Annotated in this window: 23 protein-coding genes; 10 read left to right on the top strand and 13 right to left on the bottom strand. The window is 71.4% G+C overall.

Features of this window, described 5'->3' with window-relative positions:
- Positions 1-67 precede the first annotated feature (67 nt).
- From serA to AC3ANS_RS02895, 3 genes are all read left to right on the top strand, one after another.
- The gene (serA, locus tag AC3ANS_RS02905) at positions 68-1,267 is read left to right on the top strand and encodes a phosphoglycerate dehydrogenase (RefSeq protein WP_488294670.1); all 1,200 of its coding nucleotides are present in this window, start codon (positions 68-70) and stop codon (positions 1,265-1,267) included.
- Between the two features lie 153 nt (positions 1,268-1,420).
- Positions 1,421-2,290, top strand: a complete 870-nt coding sequence (locus tag AC3ANS_RS02900) for an oxygenase MpaB family protein (RefSeq protein ID WP_488294669.1) — start codon at positions 1,421-1,423, stop codon at positions 2,288-2,290.
- 57 nt (positions 2,291-2,347) lie between these two features.
- On the top strand, positions 2,348-3,640 hold the full coding sequence (locus tag AC3ANS_RS02895) for an MSCRAMM family protein (protein ID WP_488294668.1): 1,293 nt from the start codon (positions 2,348-2,350) through the stop codon (positions 3,638-3,640).
- On the opposite strand, the gene AC3ANS_RS02890 is transcribed toward AC3ANS_RS02895, so the two are convergent.
- Positions 3,637-4,011, bottom strand: a complete 375-nt coding sequence (locus tag AC3ANS_RS02890; RefSeq protein ID WP_488294667.1) for a nuclear transport factor 2 family protein — start codon at positions 4,009-4,011, stop codon at positions 3,637-3,639. The two genes, AC3ANS_RS02895 and AC3ANS_RS02890, sit on opposite strands and share 4 nt — an antisense overlap.
- A 79-nt stretch (positions 4,012-4,090) precedes the next feature.
- Here AC3ANS_RS02890 and AC3ANS_RS02885 point away from each other — a divergent pair, with 79 nt between their 5' ends.
- A complete protein-coding gene (locus tag AC3ANS_RS02885) occupies positions 4,091-4,690 on the top strand; it encodes an HD domain-containing protein (RefSeq protein ID WP_488294666.1) in 600 nt (199 codons plus the stop codon).
- On the opposite strand, the gene AC3ANS_RS02880 is transcribed toward AC3ANS_RS02885, so the two are convergent.
- A complete protein-coding gene (locus AC3ANS_RS02880) occupies positions 4,691-4,954 on the bottom strand; it encodes a DUF4031 domain-containing protein (protein ID WP_488294665.1) in 264 nt (87 codons plus the stop codon). It lies immediately after the preceding gene.
- Positions 4,951-5,682, bottom strand: coding sequence for a copper homeostasis protein CutC (locus AC3ANS_RS02875; RefSeq protein WP_488294664.1), 732 nt, complete (start codon positions 5,680-5,682; stop codon positions 4,951-4,953). Before AC3ANS_RS02875 ends, AC3ANS_RS02880 begins: the two co-directional genes overlap by 4 nt.
- A gap of 73 nt (positions 5,683-5,755) precedes the next feature.
- On the opposite strand from AC3ANS_RS02875, the gene AC3ANS_RS02870 reads away from it, so the two are divergent.
- A complete protein-coding gene (locus AC3ANS_RS02870; RefSeq protein WP_488294663.1) occupies positions 5,756-6,100 on the top strand; it encodes a hypothetical protein in 345 nt (114 codons plus the stop codon).
- On the opposite strand, the gene AC3ANS_RS02865 is transcribed toward AC3ANS_RS02870, so the two are convergent.
- Positions 6,095-6,754, bottom strand: a complete 660-nt coding sequence (locus tag AC3ANS_RS02865) for a GntR family transcriptional regulator (protein WP_488296417.1) — start codon at positions 6,752-6,754, stop codon at positions 6,095-6,097. The two genes, AC3ANS_RS02870 and AC3ANS_RS02865, sit on opposite strands and share 6 nt — an antisense overlap.
- A gap of 250 nt (positions 6,755-7,004) precedes the next feature.
- On the opposite strand from AC3ANS_RS02865, the gene AC3ANS_RS02860 reads away from it, so the two are divergent.
- The 4 genes from AC3ANS_RS02860 (at position 7,005) to AC3ANS_RS02845 (ending at position 11,792) form a co-directional block, all read left to right on the top strand.
- A complete protein-coding gene (locus AC3ANS_RS02860) occupies positions 7,005-7,778 on the top strand; it encodes an ABC transporter ATP-binding protein (RefSeq protein ID WP_488294662.1) in 774 nt (257 codons plus the stop codon).
- A 10-nt stretch (positions 7,779-7,788) separates the two neighbouring features.
- Positions 7,789-10,329 (top strand): ABC transporter permease, encoded by a 2,541-nt coding sequence (locus AC3ANS_RS02855; RefSeq protein WP_488294661.1) that lies wholly within the window; start codon positions 7,789-7,791, stop codon positions 10,327-10,329.
- A gap of 39 nt (positions 10,330-10,368) precedes the next feature.
- The gene (locus tag AC3ANS_RS02850) at positions 10,369-10,983 is read left to right on the top strand and encodes an alpha-ketoglutarate-dependent dioxygenase AlkB (RefSeq protein ID WP_488294660.1); all 615 of its coding nucleotides are present in this window, start codon (positions 10,369-10,371) and stop codon (positions 10,981-10,983) included.
- A 170-nt stretch (positions 10,984-11,153) separates the two neighbouring features.
- On the top strand, positions 11,154-11,792 hold the full coding sequence (locus AC3ANS_RS02845; RefSeq protein ID WP_488294659.1) for an RsmD family RNA methyltransferase: 639 nt from the start codon (positions 11,154-11,156) through the stop codon (positions 11,790-11,792).
- A 16-nt stretch (positions 11,793-11,808) separates the two neighbouring features.
- Here the strand turns inward: AC3ANS_RS02845 and AC3ANS_RS02840 are convergent, their stop codons facing one another.
- The 4 genes from AC3ANS_RS02840 to AC3ANS_RS02825 form a co-directional block, all read right to left on the bottom strand.
- On the bottom strand, positions 11,809-12,018 hold the full coding sequence (locus AC3ANS_RS02840; protein ID WP_488294658.1) for a CDGSH iron-sulfur domain-containing protein: 210 nt from the start codon (positions 12,016-12,018) through the stop codon (positions 11,809-11,811).
- Positions 12,015-12,983: an iron-containing redox enzyme family protein gene (locus AC3ANS_RS02835; protein ID WP_488294657.1), complete on the bottom strand. Its 969-nt coding sequence runs from the start codon at positions 12,981-12,983 to the stop codon at positions 12,015-12,017. The genes AC3ANS_RS02840 and AC3ANS_RS02835 overlap by 4 nt, the downstream gene beginning before the upstream one ends.
- Positions 12,984-13,199: 216 nt before the next feature.
- Positions 13,200-13,763, bottom strand: a complete 564-nt coding sequence (locus tag AC3ANS_RS02830; protein WP_488294656.1) for a LemA family protein — start codon at positions 13,761-13,763, stop codon at positions 13,200-13,202.
- Between the two features lie 47 nt (positions 13,764-13,810).
- Entirely contained in the window at positions 13,811-15,559 is a 1,749-nt protein-coding gene (locus AC3ANS_RS02825) for a DUF2207 domain-containing protein (RefSeq protein WP_488294655.1), read from the bottom strand.
- 82 nt (positions 15,560-15,641) lie between these two features.
- On the opposite strand from AC3ANS_RS02825, the gene AC3ANS_RS02820 reads away from it, so the two are divergent.
- Entirely contained in the window at positions 15,642-17,006 is a 1,365-nt protein-coding gene (locus AC3ANS_RS02820) for an MFS transporter (protein ID WP_488294654.1), read from the top strand.
- Position 17,007: 1 nt separating this feature from the next.
- Here AC3ANS_RS02820 and AC3ANS_RS02815 read toward each other — a convergent pair whose 3' ends face one another.
- From AC3ANS_RS02815 to AC3ANS_RS02795, 5 genes are all read right to left on the bottom strand, one after another.
- A complete protein-coding gene (locus AC3ANS_RS02815) occupies positions 17,008-17,172 on the bottom strand; it encodes a hypothetical protein (RefSeq protein ID WP_488294653.1) in 165 nt (54 codons plus the stop codon).
- A gap of 96 nt (positions 17,173-17,268) precedes the next feature.
- The gene (locus AC3ANS_RS02810) at positions 17,269-18,009 is read right to left on the bottom strand and encodes an SRPBCC family protein (RefSeq protein WP_488294652.1); all 741 of its coding nucleotides are present in this window, start codon (positions 18,007-18,009) and stop codon (positions 17,269-17,271) included.
- Positions 18,002-18,856 carry an FAD binding domain-containing protein gene (locus tag AC3ANS_RS02805; RefSeq protein WP_488294651.1) on the bottom strand — a complete coding sequence of 285 codons (855 nt, stop codon included), beginning with the start codon at positions 18,854-18,856 and terminating at the stop codon, positions 18,002-18,004. The genes AC3ANS_RS02810 and AC3ANS_RS02805 overlap by 8 nt, the downstream gene beginning before the upstream one ends.
- Entirely contained in the window at positions 18,853-21,360 is a 2,508-nt protein-coding gene (locus AC3ANS_RS02800) for a xanthine dehydrogenase family protein molybdopterin-binding subunit (protein ID WP_488294650.1), read from the bottom strand. Before AC3ANS_RS02800 ends, AC3ANS_RS02805 begins: the two co-directional genes overlap by 4 nt.
- Positions 21,357-21,827: a (2Fe-2S)-binding protein gene (locus tag AC3ANS_RS02795; RefSeq protein WP_488294649.1), complete on the bottom strand. Its 471-nt coding sequence runs from the start codon at positions 21,825-21,827 to the stop codon at positions 21,357-21,359. The genes AC3ANS_RS02800 and AC3ANS_RS02795 overlap by 4 nt, the downstream gene beginning before the upstream one ends.
- Positions 21,828-22,038 lie beyond the last annotated feature (211 nt).

Here is a 22,038-nt window from a genome sequence, read left to right as displayed (position 1 = left end):
GCAGCGCCGTCCCACGCTGCGGCGCCGTTTCGGCCCGGGTGCGGTGGCAGACCTAGGCTGGTCCATCGTGAAGGTGCTGCTGCTCGAGAACATCCACCCGGCCGCCGTCGAGATCCTCGAGGGCCGCGGCTTCGACGTCGAGCTCCGCTCCGGCTCCCTCTCCGAGGACGAGCTGATCGCGGTGCTGCCCGGCGTGTCGATCCTCGGCATCCGCTCCAACACCCACCTCACCGCCCGCGTGCTCGAGGCGGCGACCGACCTCATCGCGGTCGGCTGCTTCTGCATCGGCACCAACCAGGTCGACCTGGCCGCGGCCAGCCGGAGCGGCGTGGCCGTGTTCAACGCGCCGTACTCCAACACGCGCAGCGTCGTGGAGCTCGTGATCGGCGAGATCATCGCGCTCGGGCGCCGCCTGACGGAGAAGACCCAGCGGATGCACGAGGGCATCTGGGACAAGTCCGCGCTCGGCAGCCACGAGGTGCGCGGCCGGACGCTCGGCATCGTCGGCTACGGCAACATCGGCACCCAGCTCGGCAACGTGGCCGAGGCGTTCGGCATGCGGGTGATCTTCTTCGACACCGCCGACCGGCTGGCGCACGGCAACGCGCAGCGGATGCGCAGCCTCGACGAGCTGCTCGCCGAGGCCGACGTGGTCAGCCTCCACGTCGACGGACGTCCCGGCAACGCCGGCATGTTCGGCGCCGAGGAGCTGGCGAAGATGAAGCCGCGCAGCCTGTTCATCAACGCCTCGCGCGGCATGGTCGTCGATGACGTCGCCCTGCGCGAGCACATCCTGTCGGGCCACATCGCCGGTGCCGCCATCGACGTGTTCCCGGTCGAGCCGAAGGCGCAGGGCGAGTCGTTCGAGTCCGTGCTGCGCGGTCTCGACAACGTGATCCTCACCCCGCACGTCGGCGGCTCGACCCAGGAGGCGCAGGAGGAGATCGGCTACTTCGTCTCCGCCAAGCTCGCGACGTTCGCCCGCCAGGGCCGCACCGAGCTGTCGGTGAACCTGCCGACCGTGCAGGCCCCCGAGCTCGAGGCCGGCCACCGCATCGGGTTCCTGCACGACAACGTGCCCGGCGTGCTCGCCAGCGTCAACGACCTGCTCGCCGACGCCAACGCCAACGTCACCGGCCAGTACCTCTCCACCCGCGGCCAGCAGGGGTACGTCGTCACCGACACCCTCGACCCGCTGCCGCAGGACTCGCTCGCCAAGCTCGCCGAGGCCTCGCACAGCATCTGGCTGCGCACCTGGGACGCCTGACCGCGTCTCGCGAGTCCGCGTCTCGCGCGTCGGCTTCGCCGCCGCGCGGGCCGCGGGATCGGTCCTCCGGTGGGTCGATCCGCGGTGTGGCACAGGTGGGCGCGCGGGTCTGAGGCCGCTGACTCGGTTGGTGTCGCTCCGTAGTCTCGGCCTATGGCGGGGGTGCGCGAGAGGTTGGGGCAGCAGCTGTTCCTGCGCGTCGCGGGGCCGGACGGCGCGAAGCACGCCGAGCGCATCCACGGGCGACCGGGGCCGCGGTGGTTCGAGGCGGACAGTCCGATCGCGCGGGTCCACGGGGACGCGTCGATGTTCGTCGGCGGCATCCGGGCCCTGCTGCTGCAGACGCTGCACCCCGCGGCGATGCGCGGCGTCGCGGAGCACTCGGGCTATCGGGGCGACATGTGGGGGCGGCTCGCCCGCACCAGCCGGTTCCTGGCGGTGACGACCTTCGGCCACGCCGAGGACGCCCAGCGCGCGGTCGACGCGGTGCGCGCGATCCACGAGCGGGTCGTCGGCACGCTGGCCGACGGCACGGCGTACGCCGCCTCCGATCCGCACCTGCTCGGCTGGGTGCACGTGGCCGAGGTCGACAGCTTCCTGCGGGCCCACGACGTCTACGGCAAGGAGCCACTGGTCGGCCCCGACCGTGACCTCTACGTCGCGCAGGCCGGCGAGATCGCCCGGCGGCTCGGCGTCGTCGACCCACCGACCACGGAGGCCGAGCTGGCCGCGGCGCTGGCGGCGTACCGCCCCGAGCTGCGCGCGACGCCCGAGGCCCGCGAGGCCGTGTCGTACCTGTTGCTCAGGCCGCCGCTGCCGCTGGCCGCGCGGGCGCCGTACGGCGTGCTCGTGGCCGCGGCGATCGCGCTGATGCCGCGCTGGACCCGCCGGCCGTTGCGGCTGCCCTGGCTGCCGGTGTCGGAGCGGACCGTCGTGCGTGCGCTCGGCGGCCTCGCCACCGGCACGATCCGGTGGGCGATGACCCCCGGCCGCGAGCAGCGGACCAGCCGCAGCGCATCTTGAGCAAAGCCTGATCTTCGCTTGAGCGGGGCTCAAGCGGGCGCGCCTAGGGTGGTCGTCATGCTTCCTCCTTCTCGACCCCGGCGCGCGGCGCTGCTGGCGCTCGTGGTGGCCCTGCTCGCCGCGCTCGTCGCGACGGCGCCGGTGCCCGCGCAGGCCGCCGACGACAAGGGCCTGGTGCACGGGGCGATCAAGTTCCCGCAGCACGACCAGCCGGCGCTGAAGATGCTGTGGTTCGACGCCGACTGGACCTACGTCGGCCAGCGCGGCATCGGGAAGGTCGACGGCTACTCCCTGTGGCTGGCCCCGGGCACCTACCACCTGCAGTTCGTCGACCAGCGGCCGGCGTACGACATCACGAAGTACGCCCCCACCGACGTCCAGGTGACCGTGCGCGCCAACGACTTCACGACCAAGACCGTGATCATGCGCAAGGGCGCCGCGATCACGGGTACGGCGAAGGCCGGCGGCAAGCCGCTCGGTGGCGCCCGGCTGGTCGCGGCGAACAAGGGCGAGCAGTCCTTCGCTACCACCGCGAACAGCAAGGGCCAGTTCGCGATCGGCGGACTGCCCCAGGGTCAGTACTCCGTGTTCACCTACGACAAGCACAAGGCCTGGGTCGGCAAGAGCAACTGGGCCGGCGCGGTGAAGCCCGGCCAGGCGAAGAACCTGCCGATCACGCTCACCAAGCGGGCCGGCAGCATGACCGTCTACCTGTTCACCCCCGACGGCCGGCTGCGGGCGACGACCCCGGTCACGATCACCAGCGACGCCACCGGGCAGTGGTGGACCGCCACCGCGCGCGACGGCACCGCCGTCTTCAAGGGCCTCTACCCGGGCGGCTACACGCTGAAGTTCGACGGCGTCGGCGTGTGGTTCGCGCGGACCGGTGCGGTCGCACGGGCTGACGTCCGGCCGGGCCAGATGGCGTTCGGCAAGTTCGACATCACCAAGCGCGGCGGCTGGATCACCGGCAACCTGGTCGACCGCGGGGCGCCCGACATCACCCTGGATCCGCCGTACACGGGGGCGCGCGGCGCGCAGATCGTCCTCTACAACGAGGCCGGCGACGAGATCGCCTCCGCCTACAGCGGCGCGGACGGGACCTTCACCATCACCGGCCAGCTGGCGACCCAGTCGGGCCTCACGATCGCGGTCAACCCGGGGATCGACAGTGCCGGCTACATGCGCGGCGAGGGCTACTGCCAGTTCGACGCCGCCGAGTTCAGCGGGTTCGCCCTCGCGACCGGGCAGGAGACCTACGTCGGCGACCTCTCCGTGCCGCGCACGCCGGGCCAGAAGGACCCCGCCTGCGTCTCCGCCAACGCCCCGGCCGGCCGCGCCCGCCGCTAGCCGATCGTCATGTCCTCCTCGCCCCAGTAGGCGCGCATGCTGGTGATCCGCCCGTCGTCGTCGAACGCCATCACGTCGACGGGGGCGAGCGTGTAGGTGACGCCGTCGGCGAGCGTGGCGACCTCGAAGTGGAACGCCGCCTCGCTGCCGGCGATCCGCACCGCGAGCAGCCGGGTGCGCTGGTCGAGGCCCTCGAGGGTGGCGTAGAGCTCGCGGATGGCGGCGTGTCCCGCCCGGGGCTCGGAGCCGACCGGGTCCTCGACGATCGCGTCCTCGGCGTACAGCGCGACGATCTCGTCGGCGGTGCCGGACCCCACCAGCTCGATGTAGCGGTCGACGACCTCGCGGATCCGCTCCCTGCTCGCAGCCATGGCTCCCCATTTCTAGAACACGTTCTCGTTGGTGGGGTCACGGTAGCGGGTCGCGGTCGCCACCGTCTTCAATGTGCGGGTGGATCTGCTGCTCGACTGGCCGCTGCCCTCCTCCCGCGAGCTCGGCGCGCAGCTGGTCGCGGCCTACGCCCACCACGACCGGCGCTACCACGACACCCGGCACCTCCGGGAGGTCCTCGACCGGGTACACGAGCTGTCGGCGCACGAGACGGCGTTCGACCGGATGGCCGTCGTGCTCGCGGCGTGGTTCCACGACGGGGTCTACGACGGGCGCCCGGACGCCGAGCGCCGCTCGGCCGCCTGGGCGGCCGAGGCGCTGCGGTCCGTGGTCGAGCCCGAGGTGGTCGAGGAGGTCGTGCGGCTGGTGCTGCTCACCGAGGGCCATCGCCCGGCCGACGGGGACGACAACGGCGGCGTCCTGTGCGATGCCGACCTCGCGATCCTCGCCGCTCCCGAGGACCGCTACGCCGAGTACGCCGCGGCGGTCCGCGAGGAGTACGCCCACGTCCCCGACGACCTGTTCGCCCAGGGCCGCGCCGCGGTGCTGCGTGACCTGCTGGCCAAGCAGCACCTGTTCCACACCCGCCACGCCCGCGACTCGTGGGAGCTGCTCGCCCGGGCCAACGTCGAGCGCGAGTTGACCGTCCTGGAGCGGTAGTCAGGGACCGCCTTGCTTGCGCCGCCGCAGACCCGAGGCGATCAGCCGCTGCACGAGCTCGCGCGAGGACACCGGGGTGGCACCGGCGGCGACCACGTCGGCGTACCGCTCGGCGGGGACGTCGTAGTGGTCGCGGTCGAAGCCACGGGGCGGGATGCCGATCCCGGCCGCGAAGGCGTGCAGCTCGTCGTAGGAGGAGTCGCTGGCCAGGTGCGACCACAACCGCCCGTGGCCCGCCGCGTTCGGCGGGTCGATGAGGATCATCCGGCGCTGGGCGTCGCCCGGTCGCGCTCGCGCCGGACCGCGTCGTCGAGGAGCAGGCGCCACGACCGCACGTGCCCGGCCTCCACGAACGCCTTGTACGACGCACCCGGCCGCGCCTGCGCCCCCAGGTGGAACTGCCGCACCCCGGCGCGCACGAACCACGGAACGTGCTCGGCCACCAGCCCGCCGCCGGGCATCAGCAACCGGGCGATCGCAGGATCGGAGGAGGCGAGCGCGAGCAGCTCGTCGTACCCGGCGTCGAGGCCGCGCGGCGAACCGGCGGACCGCACCCCCGCCAGGCCCGGCAGGTCGAGCAGGAAGCGCCACGAGCGCCGCAGGTCCAAGGTGTCGTCGATGGCCCGGCCGAACGTCCACGGGACGTTCGGCAGCGCGTCGGCGAGGTAGCCGCACACCTCCCGGTCGACCTCGAGGTCGGCGTCGAGGAACCCGAACGAGACGCCCGCCGCGCCGCAGCCGAGGTAGTCCCCGGCCAGGCCGACCAGCCGGGTCAGCTCGCCGCCGGTCGTCGTCCAGCTGTCGTTGAGCCGCAGCAGCACGAACACCGGCAGCTCGCTCTCGCGGGCGACCGCCGAGACCAGCGCGGGCTCCGGCGAGGTCGCCACGACCCCGCCACGGGAGACCATGTGCAGGCGGTCGGCACCGCCCTCGGCCGCGCCCGGAACGTCACGGGGGTCGAGCACCGTGACCTCGAGCAGCGCCTCGCTCATGCGGGCATCGTAGGCCCGTGCGCACGCCCGATCAGGGAGCCGCGCGCTACCGGCGCCGGGGCATGATGGGTGAATGGACGACACCCTGCTGTTCGACGTGCGTGCCCGCGTGCTCGCCGACCTGCAGGCCCGCAACCACGCCACAGCCGCAGCGGTCTCGGCCCTCGAGGACGCCGTCGCCCAGCGCAAGTGGTGGGCGGAGCAGTGGCCGGAGGGCGAGCAGTACGTCGCCGGCCTGGTCGCCCAGGACGTGCAGGACGCGCTGTTCGAGAGCGTGGGGCGCTGGCCCGTGTGCCACGACTGCGGCGACGGCGCACCCCTCCACGCCCTCTACATCCAGCCCGACCTCGGCGGCCCCGATCCGGTGTGGGTGTGCGAGGAGAGCGGCGACGTCATCGCGCCACTGGGCGGGTTATGACTCGCTGCCCACCTGGATCCACATCGTGAACCGGTCGGCGCGATAGACCGTCCGCGAGACCTCGACGACCTTGTCCCCGGACATCGCGCGACGCGAGTGACGCAGCACCGGGGTGCCCGCCGCGATCTCGAGCAGCACGCCCTCGTCCTCGGTCGCCACATCGGCGTTGATGGAGTCCTCGGCCCACGTGGGCCGCAGGCCGCGTGCCTCGAGCGCGTCGTACAGGCTCGTCGGCATGCCGCTCTGGAGGAAGCCCGGGATCAGCACCTCGTTGAGGTAGGCGTCCTCCAGGCACATCGGCACGCCGTCGGCGCGACGCAGCCGGCGCCAGTGGATCACGGCGTCGCCCTCGGTGAGGTTCAGGGCCCGAGCCACACCCGGTCCGGCCTGCTCACGGCGTGCGAGGAGCGTCTGGGACTCGGCCAGCAGGCCGCGCCTCCCCATCTCCTCGGTGTAGCTCGTCAGCCGGCTGGCGGCCCGCCGGGGCCTGGCCACGAACGTGCCCCGTCCCGGGATCCGCTCCAGAAGGCCCTCGACCACGAGGGCGTCCATCGCTTGCCTCACCGTCATGCGGGCGACCCCGAACCGATGCACCAGCTCACGCTCAGACGGTGCAGGTGAACCGGGTGCCGCCCCCGTGACGAGAGTGCGCACGTACTCACGCACCTGAACGTGCTTCAGCGCACGCCCCTCAGTCACCAGCAACTCGTCCACAGAGGGAACTCTAGGCAGACATCGACCCCCGCGTCCCCGGATCGGCGGGAACTGCGTGGACTGAAGGGATCAATTCCGAGAGATCCGTCGTGTGTCGGGTCCTACTCTGCCCCAATTACGCGAAGCACGTCGAGCGGGTCAGGGATGTCCCCGATGGCGGGCGTGCCGAGCCTTCCGGCAGGCTGTTCTCATGACCGTCACGCCCCCTGCCGACACTCCTGCGGCGCGCGCCGTCGACCTGCGCAAGACTTACGGCTCCGGCGACTCCGCCGTGCACGCCCTGGCCGGGGTGAGCCTCGACCTCGAGGCCGGCCGGTTCACGGCGATCATGGGCCCCTCCGGCTCGGGGAAGTCCACGCTGATGCACTGCCTGGCCGCCCTCGACACCCCGTCCGACGGCACCGTCGAGGTGGGCGGGACCGACCTCGGCCGGCTCAAGGACAAGGAGCTGACGGCGCTGCGCCGGGAGCGGATCGGGTTCGTGTTCCAGGCGTTCAACCTGATCCCGACACTCACCGCGTCGGAGAACATCCTGCTCCCGCTGAACCTCGCCGGCCGCAAGCCCGACCAGCAGTGGCTCGACACCGTGATCGACGCCGTCGGGCTGCGCGACCGGCTCGACCACCGGCCGACGGAGCTGTCCGGCGGTCAGCAGCAGCGGGTGGCCTGCGCACGGGCCCTGGCCAGCCAGCCCTCGATCGTCTTCGCGGACGAGCCCACCGGGAACCTCGACAGCACGTCGGGGGCCGAGGTGCTCTCGTTCCTGCGGCGCAGCGTGGACGACTTCGGCCAGACGGTCGTGATGGTCACCCACGACGCGGTCGCCGCGTCGTACTGCGACCGCGTCGTGTTCCTCGCCGACGGCCTGGTGGTCGATGAGATCCAGGATCCGCAGCGCGAGCAGATCCTCGAGCACATGACCCGTCTGCAGGACCTGGCAACGGCCCGCGGCACCCAGGCCTGAGGGGCGCGACGTGTTCAAGCTGACCCTGCGCAACCTGGTCGCCCGCAAGGTGCGGCTGGTGATGAGCGGCCTGGCCATCGTGCTGGGCGTGGCGTTCCTGTCAGGCGTCCTCGTCTTCAGCAACGGCCTGTCGTCCACGTTCGACAGCATCATCTACAGCTCCACGCCCGACGGCGTCGTCCGCGCCGAGCAGACGGCATCGTTCGACGCGGGCGGGGCCACGACGAACCAGACCCTCTCGCCCGGGGTGATCGACCAGCTCGCAGCACTGCCGGAGGTCGCCCGCGCCGACGGCGACGTCGTCGGCACCGGCATGAGCCTGCTGGCCTCCGACGGCACGCTCATCGGCGGCACCGGCGCACCGACGCTCGCCTTCAACCACACCGACGGCCCGAACATGGCCGGCGAGTCGCCGATGCTGCTGAGCAGCGGCCGCTGGCCCACCGCCCCCGACGAGATCGTCCTCGACGATGCGGCCGCCGACAAGGGCGACTACCAGCTGGGCGACCAGGTGAAGCTCCTCGCGCCGTTCGGCAAGCCCGACCGCGCGGCGACCCTGGTCGGCACCGCGGAGTTCAACGGTGGCGGCACCGCGGGCGCCACCTTGCTGGTGTTCAGCACGGAGGGCGCGCAAGACCTGTTCCTCGACGGTGCCGACAAGTTCCAGCAGGTCTCGCTCACCGCCGCCGACGGCGTCTCCCAGGAACAGCTGGTCAAGGCGGCCGCCACCGTGGCGCCCGACGGCTTCGAGGCAGTGACCGGCGACCAGGTCGCGCAGGAGTCCCAGGACGCCGTCGCCCAGTTCCTCGACGTGATCTCCACGTTCTTGCTGGTCTTCGCGATCATCGCGGTGATCGTCGGTGGCTTCATCATCGTCAACACGTTCACGATCCTGGTCGCGCAGCGCAGCCGCGAGCTCGCGCTGCTGCGAGCGCTCGGCGCCTCGCGGCGCCAGGTCACGCAGTCCGTGCTGCTGGAGGCGGTCGTCATGTCGACCGTGGCGGCCACCATCGGCATCGGGCTCGGCTGGCTCCTGGCCCGCGGCCTGGCCGCACTGTTCCGGGCGGTCGGGCTCGACATCGCCAGCGGCGCGTTGACGCTCAGCGCCACGTCGGTGGTCATCAGCTACGTCGTCGGCGTCGGCGTCACCCTGGTCGCCGCCTTCCTGCCGGCGCGGCGCGCCGGCAAGGTCGCACCGGTCGCCGCGATGCGGGCCGACTCGGCGCCCGTGCGCGAGTCGCTCCGCCGCCGCACGATCATCGGCGGCGCGCTCATGGCCCTCGGCGTCGTCTTCGCGGTGATCGGCGTCGTCGGCGGACCGGGCCCCGACGCGCTCTGGGTCGGCATCGCGGCAGGGATCTGGATCCTGACCGCGGCGGGCATCAGCTCGGTGATCGGCCGTCCGGTGCTGGTGATGTGCCGAGGCCTCTTCGGCCGGCTGTTCGGCACCACGGGCCAGCTGGCGGGCGAGAACGCCCTGCGGGACCCCCGGCGTACCGGCGCCACCGCGTCAGCGCTGATGATCGGCCTGGCACTGGTCTCCTGCATCGGCGTGCTCGCGGCGTCCCTCAACTCCTCGGTCGACGACGTCGTGGACGAGCAGTTCACCTCCGACTTCCTGGTGCAGAGCAGCAACTTCATGCCGTTCACGACGGCGGTCGGCGACGACCTGGAGAAGGTCGACGGCGTGGCGACGGTGAGCCGTCAGCAGTGGACCGCCGCGCAGGTGGACGACTCCACGGTCTTCGTGTCCGGCAACGACGCGGGCTTCGACGACATCTACGACCTCGACGTCACCGCCGGACGTCAGGAGCTGCAGGGCAACGAGGCACTGGTCTCCACCGGCTTCGCCGACGACCACGGGCTCGAGGTCGGCTCACCGCTGAAGCTGACGTTCCTCGCCGGGAAGTCCCTCGACGTCAAGGTCGCCGGGATCATCGAAGGCAGCGAGACCACCGGCGACGTGAGCGTCCCGATCGGCCTCCTCGCCGATGCCGGGGTGCCGCGCCAGGACACCAGCCTCAGTGTGCTGCTCCAGCCCGGCGCGGACGCGGTGGCGGTCGGCAAGGCGCTGGACGACGCGGTGGCGTCGACGCCGGTCGTGGCCGTCTACGACAAGCAGGAGTTCGCCGACTCGATCCGCGACCAGGTCAACCAGCTGCTCTACATGATCTACGGCCTGCTCGCACTGGCGATCGTGATCGCCGTGATCGGCATCGTGAACACGCTGGGCCTGTCCGTCATCGAGCGCACCCGCGAGATCGGTCTGCTCCGCGCGATCGGTATGAGCCGGCCGCGCCTGCGGCGGATGATCACGCTGGAGTCGGTCGCGATCGCGGTCCTCGGCGCGCTGCTCGGCATGGCCCTGGGCCTGGTGATCGGCACGCTGCTGCGCCAGTCCCTGAAGGACAACCTCACCAGCCTCGGGCTGCCGCTGGGTCAGCTGCTGGTGTTCCTCGTGATCGCCGTCATCGTCGGCGTCCTCGCCGCGATCCTGCCGGCTGTCCGGGCCTCGCGGCTCAACGTCCTGGACGCGATCGCCTCGGAATAGGTCTCGAACATCTGTTCGATCTCGGCGTATGCTCGGGTCATGGACTTCCAGGGAACCCTGTTCGAGGCGGCCGCGGACCTTGCCCCGGTCTTCGACGGGCTGACCCGGCGGGTCCTCACCCGCGGCGCCTGGGTCGACGTGTGCCGCACCTGGCTGCCCGAGGCCGACGACGTGTTCGCGACGCTCGTGCGCGACGTGCCGTGGCGTGCCGAGCGACGCCAGATGTACGACCGCGAGGTCGACGTACCCCGCCTCCTGCACACCTACGGCGTCGGCGAGGCGCTCCCCCACCCGGCCCTGGCGCGGGCCCGCGGGGCGTTGTCGGCGCACTACCGGCCCGAGCTCGGCGAGCCGTTCGTGACCGCCGGGTGCTGCTACTACCGCGACGGCCGCGACAGCGTCGCCTGGCACGGCGACACCATCGGACGCGGCAAGACTCAGGACACGATGGTCGCGATCGTCTCCCTCGGTGACCCCCGGAGGCTGATGCTGCGACCGCGCCTGGGCGGCGCCTCGATCGCGGTGGAGATGGGCCACGGAGACCTGGTTGTGATGGGTGGCTCGTGCCAACGCACCTGGGAGCACGCCGTCCCCAAGGTCACCCACGCCGGCCCGCGCATCTCCGTGCAGTTCCGCCCCCTCAACGTGTTCTGAGCTGAACTCCCCGCAGCCAACGCGGCGACCGCAACCACACCGTCGGACGACCAAGCCCAGAGCGACACCGCGGCCCGCGCGGCGACGAAGTCGACGCGGGAGACGCGGCCACCCGACCGGGTGACCCGATCCTGGGCGTGACGGCCGCCACGGCGGGGTACATGCATCACATGACCACGATCAGCCACGCCCCGGAGACGATGGGCTTCGGCGCGCTCCGGATCACCTTCGACGGCCGGGTGCTGCGTCCCCGGCCGTGGACCGCGGCCCAGTCGGAGTGGGCGGCCGAGATCCTCGCGAGCTCCCCGGCCGGACCGGTCCTGGAGCTGTGCGCGGGGGCCGGGCAGATCGGGCTGCTGGCCGTGACGGGCGCCGCGCGGCGGCTGGTCTGCGTCGATCTCAACCCGGTGGCGTGCGACTACGCACGCCGCAACGCCGCCGATGCCGGCCTCGCCGAGCACGTCGACGTACGCGAGGGCTCCATGGACGAGGTGCTGCGCGACAGCGAGCGGTTCGCGCTGGTGATCGCGGACCCGCCGTGGGTGCGACGGGCGGAGGTGGGGAGCTTCCCCGAGGACCCGGTGCTGGCGATCGACGGTGGCGCGGACGGCATGGAGGTGGCCTGGCTGTGCGTGGACACCGCCGCCCGCCACCTGATGCGCGGCGGCAGCGTGCTGCTCCAGCTCGGCACCGTCGAGCAGGTCGACCTGCTCCGCGACCGGTTGCGGGAGCAGACCGACGACGACCTCGCCATCAGCGAGGTGCGCTGGTGCGAGCGGGGCGTGCTCGTGCGCCTCGACCGGGGCTGACCGGCCGAGTTGGACGTCAGGCCGGGCGCAGCTTGTCCGGCAGCACCTTGTGGGTGCCGTCGCACCACGGGAACGACGCGGACTTGTCACACCGGCAGACGGCGGTGACCGGGCGCGTGGTCTCGTGCTCGACGCCGTCGGCGTCACGGATCGTGTGCTTGCCGCGCAGCAGCATCGGGCCGCCGGGGCAGAGCACCACGTCGGGGTGCTCGAAGTCGCTGCTCATGCGACCTCCTCCCGATGCTCCTCGCCGGCACCCCAGCGGTCCAGCATCGTGCGCGCGAACCGGTCCTCGAGGTCGAGGCAGGTGAACGCCCCGAACCAGACGTCCTCGGCCAGCTCCGGCTCCTCCGCCAACAGCCCCCCGCAGATCGTGCGCACCGCCAGTTGCTCGTGGACCGCGTCGGCCTCCACGTGCTCGGTGTAGTACTCGACGATCTCCGCGGGGAAGTCGAGCCGCTCGAGACCCTGCGCCATCCGGCGGGACGGCAGCGAGCTGGTCGCCTCGAAGGCCGCGAGATGGCCGAGGGCAGCCCCACGGAGCCGGCGGTGCAGTCCGAAGAGCGACATCGCGTTGTTCTGCTCGAGCACCTCCAGCGGGCTCTCGTCGATGTGGGCTGCGTACGACGCCTTGAGCCCGCACGCCTGCATCCCCTTCGCGTAGAGGTGGTGGTGCAGGCGGTTCGGGTCGCCGTTGCCGTACTCGTCGAACTGGAGCTCCATCAGCGCGGCCTTGGCGGCCACGCCGAGTCGGGGCACGACCCAGGCCACGGGGTCGGACTCCTTGAGGTGGTAGATCGAGCGCACCCGCAGCAGCTCGAGGACCTGTGCGCGGTCCGCGACCCGGTGCACGTGGGTCGCCAGGGAGGCGCCGTCCTGCTGATCGACCCAGTCGAAGAAGTCGTCCACGACCGAGAGCTCCTGCGGGGCCGTGAACCGCTCGCGCAGTCGCTGCTCGAGGTCACGCTCCAGGACGGCCCGCAGCCGCAGCAGCTGAGGATCCCACTCCAGGGTGTCGGACACCTCGTCGAAGCCGAGGTAGTGGAGCTCGTAGAGCACCCAGAGCGCCAGCGCGGCGTCCTCCCCCTCGGAGGGTCCGACGGCGAGGACCGGGTAGAAGTCGTCGGAACCGGAACGGAGGGCCCCGAAGAGCGCCTCGGTCAGGGGTCCGCGCGGCTGGGGGATCTGCATAGCCACTCAGTACCCGCCCCGAAAACCCCGCATGCTCACCCGTTGGGTGATGTAGACCGGCCCAGCAGCATCGTGGGCAGTTGTCGGCTCCTGCTGGCGCACCGTCACCCTGAGGAACTGGGTCTCGATACGCCCGTCGCGGCTTCGTTCCTCAGCCGCGGGGCTACTCGACCTGGCTGCTGGGTCCGAGCCGGCGCGAGCGCCGGCTCGGGCAGCTCAGAACTTGACCTGCGGCGCCTGCTCCTGGCCGTCGGGGGCGTCGTAGAACTCACGCTTGTGGACGCCCGCAACCCCGGTGAAGAACATCCACGGGATGGTCTGGGTGAGCTTGTTGAGCGTCGCGACCGCGTCGTTGTAGTACTGCCGCGCGAAGGAGATCTGGTTCTCGGTCTCGGCCAGCTGCTTCTGCAGATCGAGGAAGTTCTGGTTGGCCTTGAGGTCGGGGTAGTTCTCGGCCACGGCGTTGAGACTGACGAGCGCCTGCGACATGCGGGCGTCGGCGGCGGCCTTCTCGGGGACGTCGTCACCCTTGGCCGCCTTCTGGATGCCGGCCCGGGCTGCGGTGATCTCCTCGAACACGCCCTTCTCGTGAGCGGCGTACCCCTTCACGGTCTCGACGAGGTTGGGGATCAGGTCGGCGCGGCGGGTGAGCTGGACGTCGATGCCGCCCAGCGCCTCCTGCGCACCGATGTCGGTCGTGCGCAGCTTGTTGAAGCCGATGACGCCGAAGGCCACCAGGGCGACGAGCACCACGACGATGACGATGATGGCGATGAGCATGTGAACTCCTCAGTTGGTCCTGCTCGGTGATGGGTGGTGCTCGCGGGTCACCAGGACCCGACACCGCCGCCGCCCCCACCGCCGCCACCCGAGAACCCACCACCGCCGCCGCCCGAGGACGACGACTTCTGGGTGGCCTCGTAGGAGGAGACGGCGGAGCTGACGGTGGAGTGGAAGTCGTCGACCATCGAGGAGACAGCCGATCCGGTGTAGGCGCCGGCGTACGCCGGGCCGAAGTACGACGGCACGGGCGGCTCGGCGCCCATCTCGGTGCGGTACTTGCCGGCCCACTCGTCGGCACAACCGAATGCGACCGCCCACGGGACGTAGGCCGTGTAGAGCTCCTGGCGTCCGGAGAAATCGAACCGGTCCTGCGCCGACGGGGTCGAGAGGATCCGCTTGAAGCCGCCCGCGCGCGACCACAGGTCTCGGCCAGCCTTGGTGCGTCGGGTGCCCGCGCCGCGCGCGGCGAGCGGCGAGCCGAACACCGCGAACATGCCGGGCACCAGCGCGAGGACGGACATGTTGAGCGGGTTGAGGATGGAGATCGCGACCACGGCGATGAAGCAACCTCCGATCACCAGGCCGCCCAAGCCGCCCAGCCCGCTGGAGACCATCAGCCCGGAGGTCGAGGCCCAGGTGGTGGTGCTCTCCTCGAACGACTCGATCTCGCTCTTGAGCCGCTGGCCGGCCGCGACGTCCTTCGGCGTCGCGGTGAACGACGTACCCGGGCCACCGAGCAGGTGCGCGACGCCCGCGGTCACCGGATCCAGCCCGCTCCATCCCGCGGCGCCGGCCTTGTCGGTGATCGTCCACGCGTCGTTGTCGCGGCCGAGGTCGATCGCGCCCTTCTCCGCGGCGTACATCAAGGTGGCGACGTACAGCTCGTCGTCGACGCTCTCCTCGAGCAGGTATGCCGCCTGCGCCGGGCCGATGCCCTCGGGCGGTGCGTACATCAGCGGGAACTGCGGTGCCCGTTCGTAGGTCCGGCGGGCCAGGACCGTGCCGAGCACGCCGGCGGCGGCCGCGAGCAGGAGCACCGCGACCAGCGCGAGCAGGTTCGACCCGAACACCGGGTCGAACCGCGCGGTCCAGGGCAGCTCGTCACCGGCGTCCGGAGTCGGCATGTCGAGCCCGACCTTGACCGTCACCGGGGTGTGGGGATCGAGTGGTCCGGTCTGGACTCGCAGCGTCGCGGTGCCCTCGCCGTTCGCCGTGCAGCCTGTCGTCGACCCGGCGCCCTGAGCGCAGCGGACGCCCTCGGCGACGACGGGCAGGTGGATCAGGATCTGGGCCTCGTCGATCTGCGGGCCGTCGGGGACGAGGTTCCAGTAGAACTGGGTCTCGGTGCCGTCGGTGCCGGGCTCGAGCACGCCGTCGATCTCGTAGTGGATCGCGTACCGGTGCACTCCGGGCTCGAGCGTCGTGTCGGCGTCGCCGATCTTGGCGACCAGGTAGCGCCCGGAGCTCTCGTGAGAGAGCTCGAACGGCTCCGGCTTCCCATCCATGGTCACGGTCACGTGCTGCGGGTTGCGTCGCGCGTGGGACGCCGAGGGATCGGCGCGGTCCCAGAAGCGGAAGATGCCGTGCTTGCCGGTGACCGAGAAGTCGATGTCGAGCACCTCGTCGACGGTGAGGTCACCCTTGCTCGAGACATCCATCGTGGCGCGGTAGGCCGAGATGGTGAAGTCGGTGTCGGTCGTCGCGTCGTCGCCGGAGCTCCAGAACATGGCCGGGGCCAACACGAGCAGGATCACCACGGACAGCCCCGCCACCGTGGCGATCAGACGCTTCATGTGCGGGAGCCTAAGGGGCGGCGGACACGAGCGTCGGAAAACCGCGTGCTGGGTGTCGGCGGACGCTGGGACACTGGAGTCGATGAGCTCGACTGCCCCCTCCGACGCCCCCGCCCGACCCACCCTCGGCTCGTTCTGGCACGACCTGCCACGCGAGGGCCGGCTGCTGCTCTCCGTCGTGGTGTTCGAGTTCATCGGCACCGGCTTGGTGCTGCCCTTCCACGTCGTCTACCTGCACGAGGTGCGCGGGTTCACCCTCAGCGACGTCGGGTTGCTGCTCGGTCTGCCGCCGCTCGTGGGACTCTTCGTCGTCGGCCCCGGCGGGTCGGCGATCGACCGGCTCGGCGCCCGCCGCATCCTGATGGGCGCACTGGTCCTGCAGGTCGTGTCCAACACGGTGCTCGCGTTCTCGTCGGCCGAGTGGGTGGCGGCGTCCGCCCTGTTGCTGTCGGGACTGGCGTTCGGCGTCTCCTGGCCCGGCTTCCAGACCCTGATCGCGACCGTCGTCCCGACGGGGCTGCGGCAGCGCTACTTCGGGGTGAACTTCACGCTGCTCAACCTCGGCATCGGTATCGGCGGCATCGTCGGCGGGATCGTCGTCGACGTCGACCGGTTGAGCACGTTCCAGGTCGTCTATCTCGGTGACGCCGTGAGCTACCTGCCCGCGTTGTTCCTCATGCTGGTGCCGCTGCGGCACGTGGCCGGCCGGCCCGTCCACGACGGGGACGCGCCGCCGGCGCAGGTCAGCTACCGCGAGGTGATGCGCCGCCCGGCGGTCGCGTCGCTGATGCTGCTCAGCTTCGTGTCGTCGTACGTCGGCTACTCCCAGCTCAACGCCGGCATGCCGGCGTACGCCCGCGCGGTCGGCGAGGTCTCGACGCAGGGCCTGGGCATGGCGTTCGCGGCCAACACGCTGGTGATCGTTCTGCTCCAGCTCGTCGTGCTGCAGCGGATCGAGGGTCGGCGGCGCACCCGGATCATCGCGGTGATGTCGGTGGTGTGGGCGTGCTCCTGGGTGCTGCTGGGCACCACCGGGCTGGTCTCCGGCACCTGGGGCGCGACCTTGCTGGTGGCGGCGTGCGCGTCGGTGTTCGCGTTCGGAGAGACCCTGCTGCAGCCGACGATCCCGGCGCTGGTCAACGAGCTCGCGCCCGACCATCTCCGCGGTCGCTACAACGCGCTGAGCTCGGGCTCGTTCCAGCTGGCGGCGATCATCGCGCCGCCGATCGCCGGCCTCCTGGTCGGGCACGGCCTGGGCAGCGTCTACATCGGGTCGCTGGTCGTGGGCTGCCTGCTGTGCGGCGCCGTCGCGATCGCCCGCGTCGAGCCCCAGCTGACGCCGGAGGTCAACGGGGTGCGGGACGCGTCAGCGGACCGCGCGATCGTGGTCGAGCAAGCGCCCGGGGCCGCGCCTGCGGACCCGACGGCGGGTGTCGAGACCCGCTGACCTAGGCGGTCTCCCCGGCATCGTCCTGCTCGACAGCCTCGTCGGGCACGGTGGCCGGACCCGCGTCCTGGTCGTCGGTCGGCGAGTCCTGAGCCGCCGCACCGCTGGGCTGCGACGCCGGTCCGGCGTCCTGGTCGTCGTACTGCTCGTCAGGTGTCTCGGTCATGCCGCTCCGGTGCCCACGAACGGTGCAGTCCACACGGGTCTTCCGGGTCGTGTGCCTCAGGACGGCGCCTGGACCGTGCTGAGGCACACGACCCGATCAGCGAGAGCGGCGGGCCAGCAGCCTGCGAAGGATCAGCAGCACGACCACCGCACCCAGGGCCTGCCGCCAGTAGGTCCGTGCCAGCACCGGGAGCACCGTGGCCCCCAGGTCGAGGTGGTCCTCGCCCGCCGTCGCGGCGGCGTGCCTCGGCCCGGCCGTCGGTGTCACCTCCGCGGGAGCCCGGGGCGGTGCTCCCTGACGTTCGGGTCCCTCATCGGGCGGTTCCGGGGCCCGATCGTCAGGGACGATGTCAGCCGGCGAGGACTCGGTCTCGCCCATCCGCTGCTCGAGGCAGTCGATGAACTGGCCGAGGAGCTTGTCCGAGACGTCCTGCATGACGCCGCGACCGAACTGCGCGGGCTTGCCGGTGATCGCCAGGTCCGTGACGACCTCGACGTCGGTGCTGTCGGCGCCGGTCTCCCCACCTGACGGGGTCATGGTGAGCGTGACGGTTGCCCCCGCCGTACCGTTGCCGCGCTTGTCCTTGCCCTTGGCCTCGACCACGAAGCGGTGGGCTGCCTCGTCCTTCTCCATGAACGTGCCGGAGCCGTTGTACACCAGCGCGATCGGGCCGAGCTTGACCTTCACCGAGCCGTGGAAGGTCTCGCCCTCGACCGAGGTGACGGCGGCGCCCGGGAAGCACTCGGCGACCGAGGCGATGTCGTTGAAGTGCGCCCAGGCCTCCTCGACGCCGGTGGGGACAGTGAAGCGGTGGGTCAGGTCCACGGGCTCACGCACCCGCCGCAGCCAGCACGGCCCGCCGGGTGACAACGGTCGCGAGGTGCCGGCGGTAGTCCGCGTCACCGTTCAGGTCCGAGGGCGGGTTGGTGCCCTCGGCCGCCCGCGCCGCGGCGGTGCGTACGGCGTCCTCGCTGACCGGCTGGCCCACGAGGGCTTCCTCGACCCCGCGCGCCCGCAGCGGGGTCGATCCCATGTTGGTCAGCCCGACCCGCGCCTCCGCGATGGTGCCGCCCTCGACCCGGACCGTCGCGGCGACCGCGACGATCGGCCACTGGTGGGCGACCCGCACGAACTTCTCGTAGTGGGCGCCCCAGCCGGTGTGCTTGGGGATCCGCACCTCGGTGAGGATCTCGTCCTCACCGATCGCGGTCTCGAAGAGGTCGACGAAGAAGTCGTCCGCACCCACCCGGCGGGTGCCGCCGGCGCCCTGGATCACGAACTCCGCCCCGAGCGCCAACGCCGGCGCCCCGAGATCGCCGGCGGGGTCGGCGTGCGCGAGCGCACCGCCGAAGGTCCCGCGGTGCCGGATCTGCGCATCCGCGAGGTGCTCGATGGCCTTGCTGATCACCGAGGCGTGCTCGGCCACCAGCGGGTCCGACCCGACCACGGCGTGGGGCGTCATCGCGCCGATCACGATCGCGTCGCCGTCGTCACGGATGCCGCGCAGTGACTCGATCCTGCCGAGGTCGATGACCATCTCCGGGGCGTTGAGGCGCATCCGGAGCACCGGCAGCAGGCTCTGCCCGCCGGCGATGATCTTCGCGTCGTCGCCGTGCTGAGCCAGCGCCGCGAGCGCGTCCTCGACCGAGGCCGGGGCCAGGTAGTCGAACTGGGCGGGGATCATGCGCCTGCTCCTTCCGTGCTGCTCGTGCCGGGTTGCTCCTGATTGCCCATCTCGCCACCGGACTCGAAGTGGGGCATGGCTGCGCCTTCCGTCGAGCCGCCCTTGCCGCCGCTGTTGATCGCCCGCCAGACGCGTTCGGGCGTGCACGGCATCTGGATGTCGTTGATGCCCAGGTGGCGTACGGCGTCCACGACAGCGTTGACGACCGCCGGGGTGGAGGCGATCGTGCCGGCCTCGCCGACGCCCTTGGTGCCGAGCGTGTTGGTGGTGCTCGGCGAGGTCGTGTGGTCGATCTCGAAGCTGATCGTGTCGGCGGCCGTCGGCAGCAGGTAGTCGACGAACGACCCGGACACCAGCGTGCCGGAGTCGTCGTACACCGCCTCCTCCCACAGGGCCTGCGCGATGCCCTGCACCAGCCCCCCGTGCACCTGGCCGCTGACGATGAGCGGGTTGATGATGTTGCCGATGTCGTCGCAGCAGACGTACTTGCGCATCTTCAGCGCGCCGGTCTCGGTGTCGACCTCCATCGCGCACAGGTGGGTGCCGTGCGGGAAGTTGAACGCCTCGGGGTCGAACGTCGCATCCGCGTCGATCGACGGCTCCACCCCGTCGGGCAGGTTGTGCGCCGCGAACGTCGCGAGCGCCACCTCCCCGATCGCCATCCCCTGATCGGTGCCGCGCACCGAGAACCGGCCGCCCGAGAACTCCAGGTCGTCGACCGAGGCCTCGAGCAGGTGCGCCGCGATCGGCTTGGCCTTCTCGATCACCTTGTCGGCCGCGCGCACGAGTGCCTCGCCACCGACGACCAGCGAGCGGGACCCGTAGGTGTCGAGGCCCTTGGGCGCCACCTGGGTGTCACCGTGCAGCACCTCGACGTCCTCGAAGGCCACGCCGAGCCGATCGGCGACGATCTGGCTGAACGCCGTCTCGTGGCCCTGGCCGTGGGCCGAGGCACCCGTCACCACCTCGACCTTGCCGGTGGCCAGCATCCGCACGCTCGCGTGCTCCCACCCACCGGCGCCGTAGTCGAGGGAGCCGAGTACGCGCGACGGCGCCAGTCCGCACATCTCGGTGAACGTCGAGACCCCGATGCCGAGCTGCACCGGGTCACCGGACTCACGGCGACGCCGCTGCTCGGCCCGCAGCTCGTCGTACCCCAGCATCTCCTTGGCCCGCGCGGTCGCAGCCTCGTAGTTGCCGGAGTCGTACTCCAAGCCGGCGACGGTGGTGAACGGGAACTCCTCGTGCTTGATCCAGTTCCGCTCGCGGATCTCCAGCGGGTCGACGCCGACCTCGGCGGCGAGCTCGTCCATGAGCCGCTCGATGGCGTACGTCGCCTCCGGCCGGCCGGCGCCCCGGTAGGCGTCGGTCCAGGTCTTGTTGGTGAGCACCGTCTGGACGGCGAACCGGTAGGCCGGGAACTTGTAGATCGAGTTGAACATGAACGCCCCGAGCACCGGGACGCCACCGCCGACCAGGGACACGTAGGCGCCCAGGTCGGCGAGCAGGTCGACCTTGAGCCCGGTGACGTTGCCGTCCTTGTCGGCCGCGAGGGTCAGCTTCTGCCACTGGTCACGGCCGTGGTGGCCGGACATCAGGCTCTCCGAGCGGGTCTCGGTGTACTTGGCCGGCTTGCCGAGCCGGCGGGCCACCGCCCAGGTGATCCACTCTTCCGGCGTCGTCTGCAGCTTGCCACCGAAGCCGCCGCCGACGTCGGGTGCGATCACCCGGATCTTCGACTCCGGCACGCCGGTGGTGGCCGCGAGCGCGAAGCGCAGGATGTGCGGGATCTGGGTGGCCGACCACATCGTGATCTGCTCGCCGGTCGGGTCGACGACCGTGGACCGCGGCTCCATGAACGCCGGGATCAGCCGCTGCTGGCGGTACTCCCGCTCGATCACGATGCCGTCGGTGCGTGCCTTCGCGATCGCGTCCTCGACTCCGCCGCCGGTGCCGGCCTCCCCGGAGTCGAACACCCAGTACGCCGACTTGTTGGTGCCGAGGTCGGGGTGGGCGAGCACGCCCTGCTCACTGCTGGCGGCCGCGGCATCCTTGAGGTCGAGGGCGGCCGGCAGCTCGTCGTACTCCACATCGACGAGCTCGGCGGCGTCACGTGCCTCCGCGGCGCTGCGCGCCACGACGACGGCGACGATCTCGCCGGCGAACGCGACCCGGTCGCTCGGCATCGGCGAGTGGGTGGGCGTGACCTGGTCGGGGGTGATCGGCCAGGCGTTGATGTTCACCCCGAGGCTCTCGCCGAGGTCGGCGCCGGTGAGCACGTCGACGACGTTGGTCGCCTGCTTGGCCGCTGCGGTGTCGATCGAGACGATGCGGGCGTGGGCGAACGGGCTGCGCACCATCGCGAGGTGCAGCATGCCCGGCAGCGTGATGTTGTCGGTCCACCGGGTGCGGCCGGTGATCAGCCGCTGGTCCTCCTTGCGGCGCCGGTCGCGGCCGATCTCCTTCTCGACGGCGTCGGAAGGCCGCTCCTGGGTGGCGGTCATGCCTGCACCCCCTGCCCGCTGGCGTGCTGCACAGCCCGCACGATGTTGTGGTAGCCCGTGCACCGGCACAGGTTGCCCTCGAGCCCGAGGCGGATCTCCTCCTCGGTGGGGTGCGGGTTGGTGCTGAGCAGGTCGACGCTCTGCATGATCATCCCGGGGGTGCAGAACCCGCACTGCAGGCCGTGGCACTCGCGGAACGCCTCCTGCACCGGGTGCAGCTGGCCGTCCTTCGCCAGGCCCTCGATCGTGGTGACCTCGGCCCCGTCGGCCTGGACCGCGAGCACGTTGCACGACTTCACGCTGGTGCCATCGAGGTGGACCGTGCACGCGCCGCAGTTGCTGGTGTCGCAGCCGATCACGGTGCCGGTCTTGCCGAGACGCTCCCGCAGGTACTGCACGAGCAGCATGCGGGGTTCTACGTCGTCGGAGACCCGCGCTCCGTCGACGGTGAGGTTGATCCGGGTCATGACTCTCCCTGGAGGACGGCCTGAGGGGTGTGGTCCAGGTCACGTTAGGCAGCCCCGGTTGGTGAAGGGTTGGCCGAGTCGGCGCTACTGCACGTCACAGGACGCCGAGTCGGCGCTACTGCACGCGACCTGGCGTGCAGACGCGCCGACTCGACCCCTCACCGCGTGCAGACGCGCCGACTCGACCCCTCACCGCGTGCAGACGCGCCGA

This window comes from Nocardia sp. 149-1B (assembly GCF_057747975.1).
The sequence above is the reverse complement of the archived record's forward strand: the minus strand, read 5'-3'. Positions and strand labels throughout refer to the sequence as shown.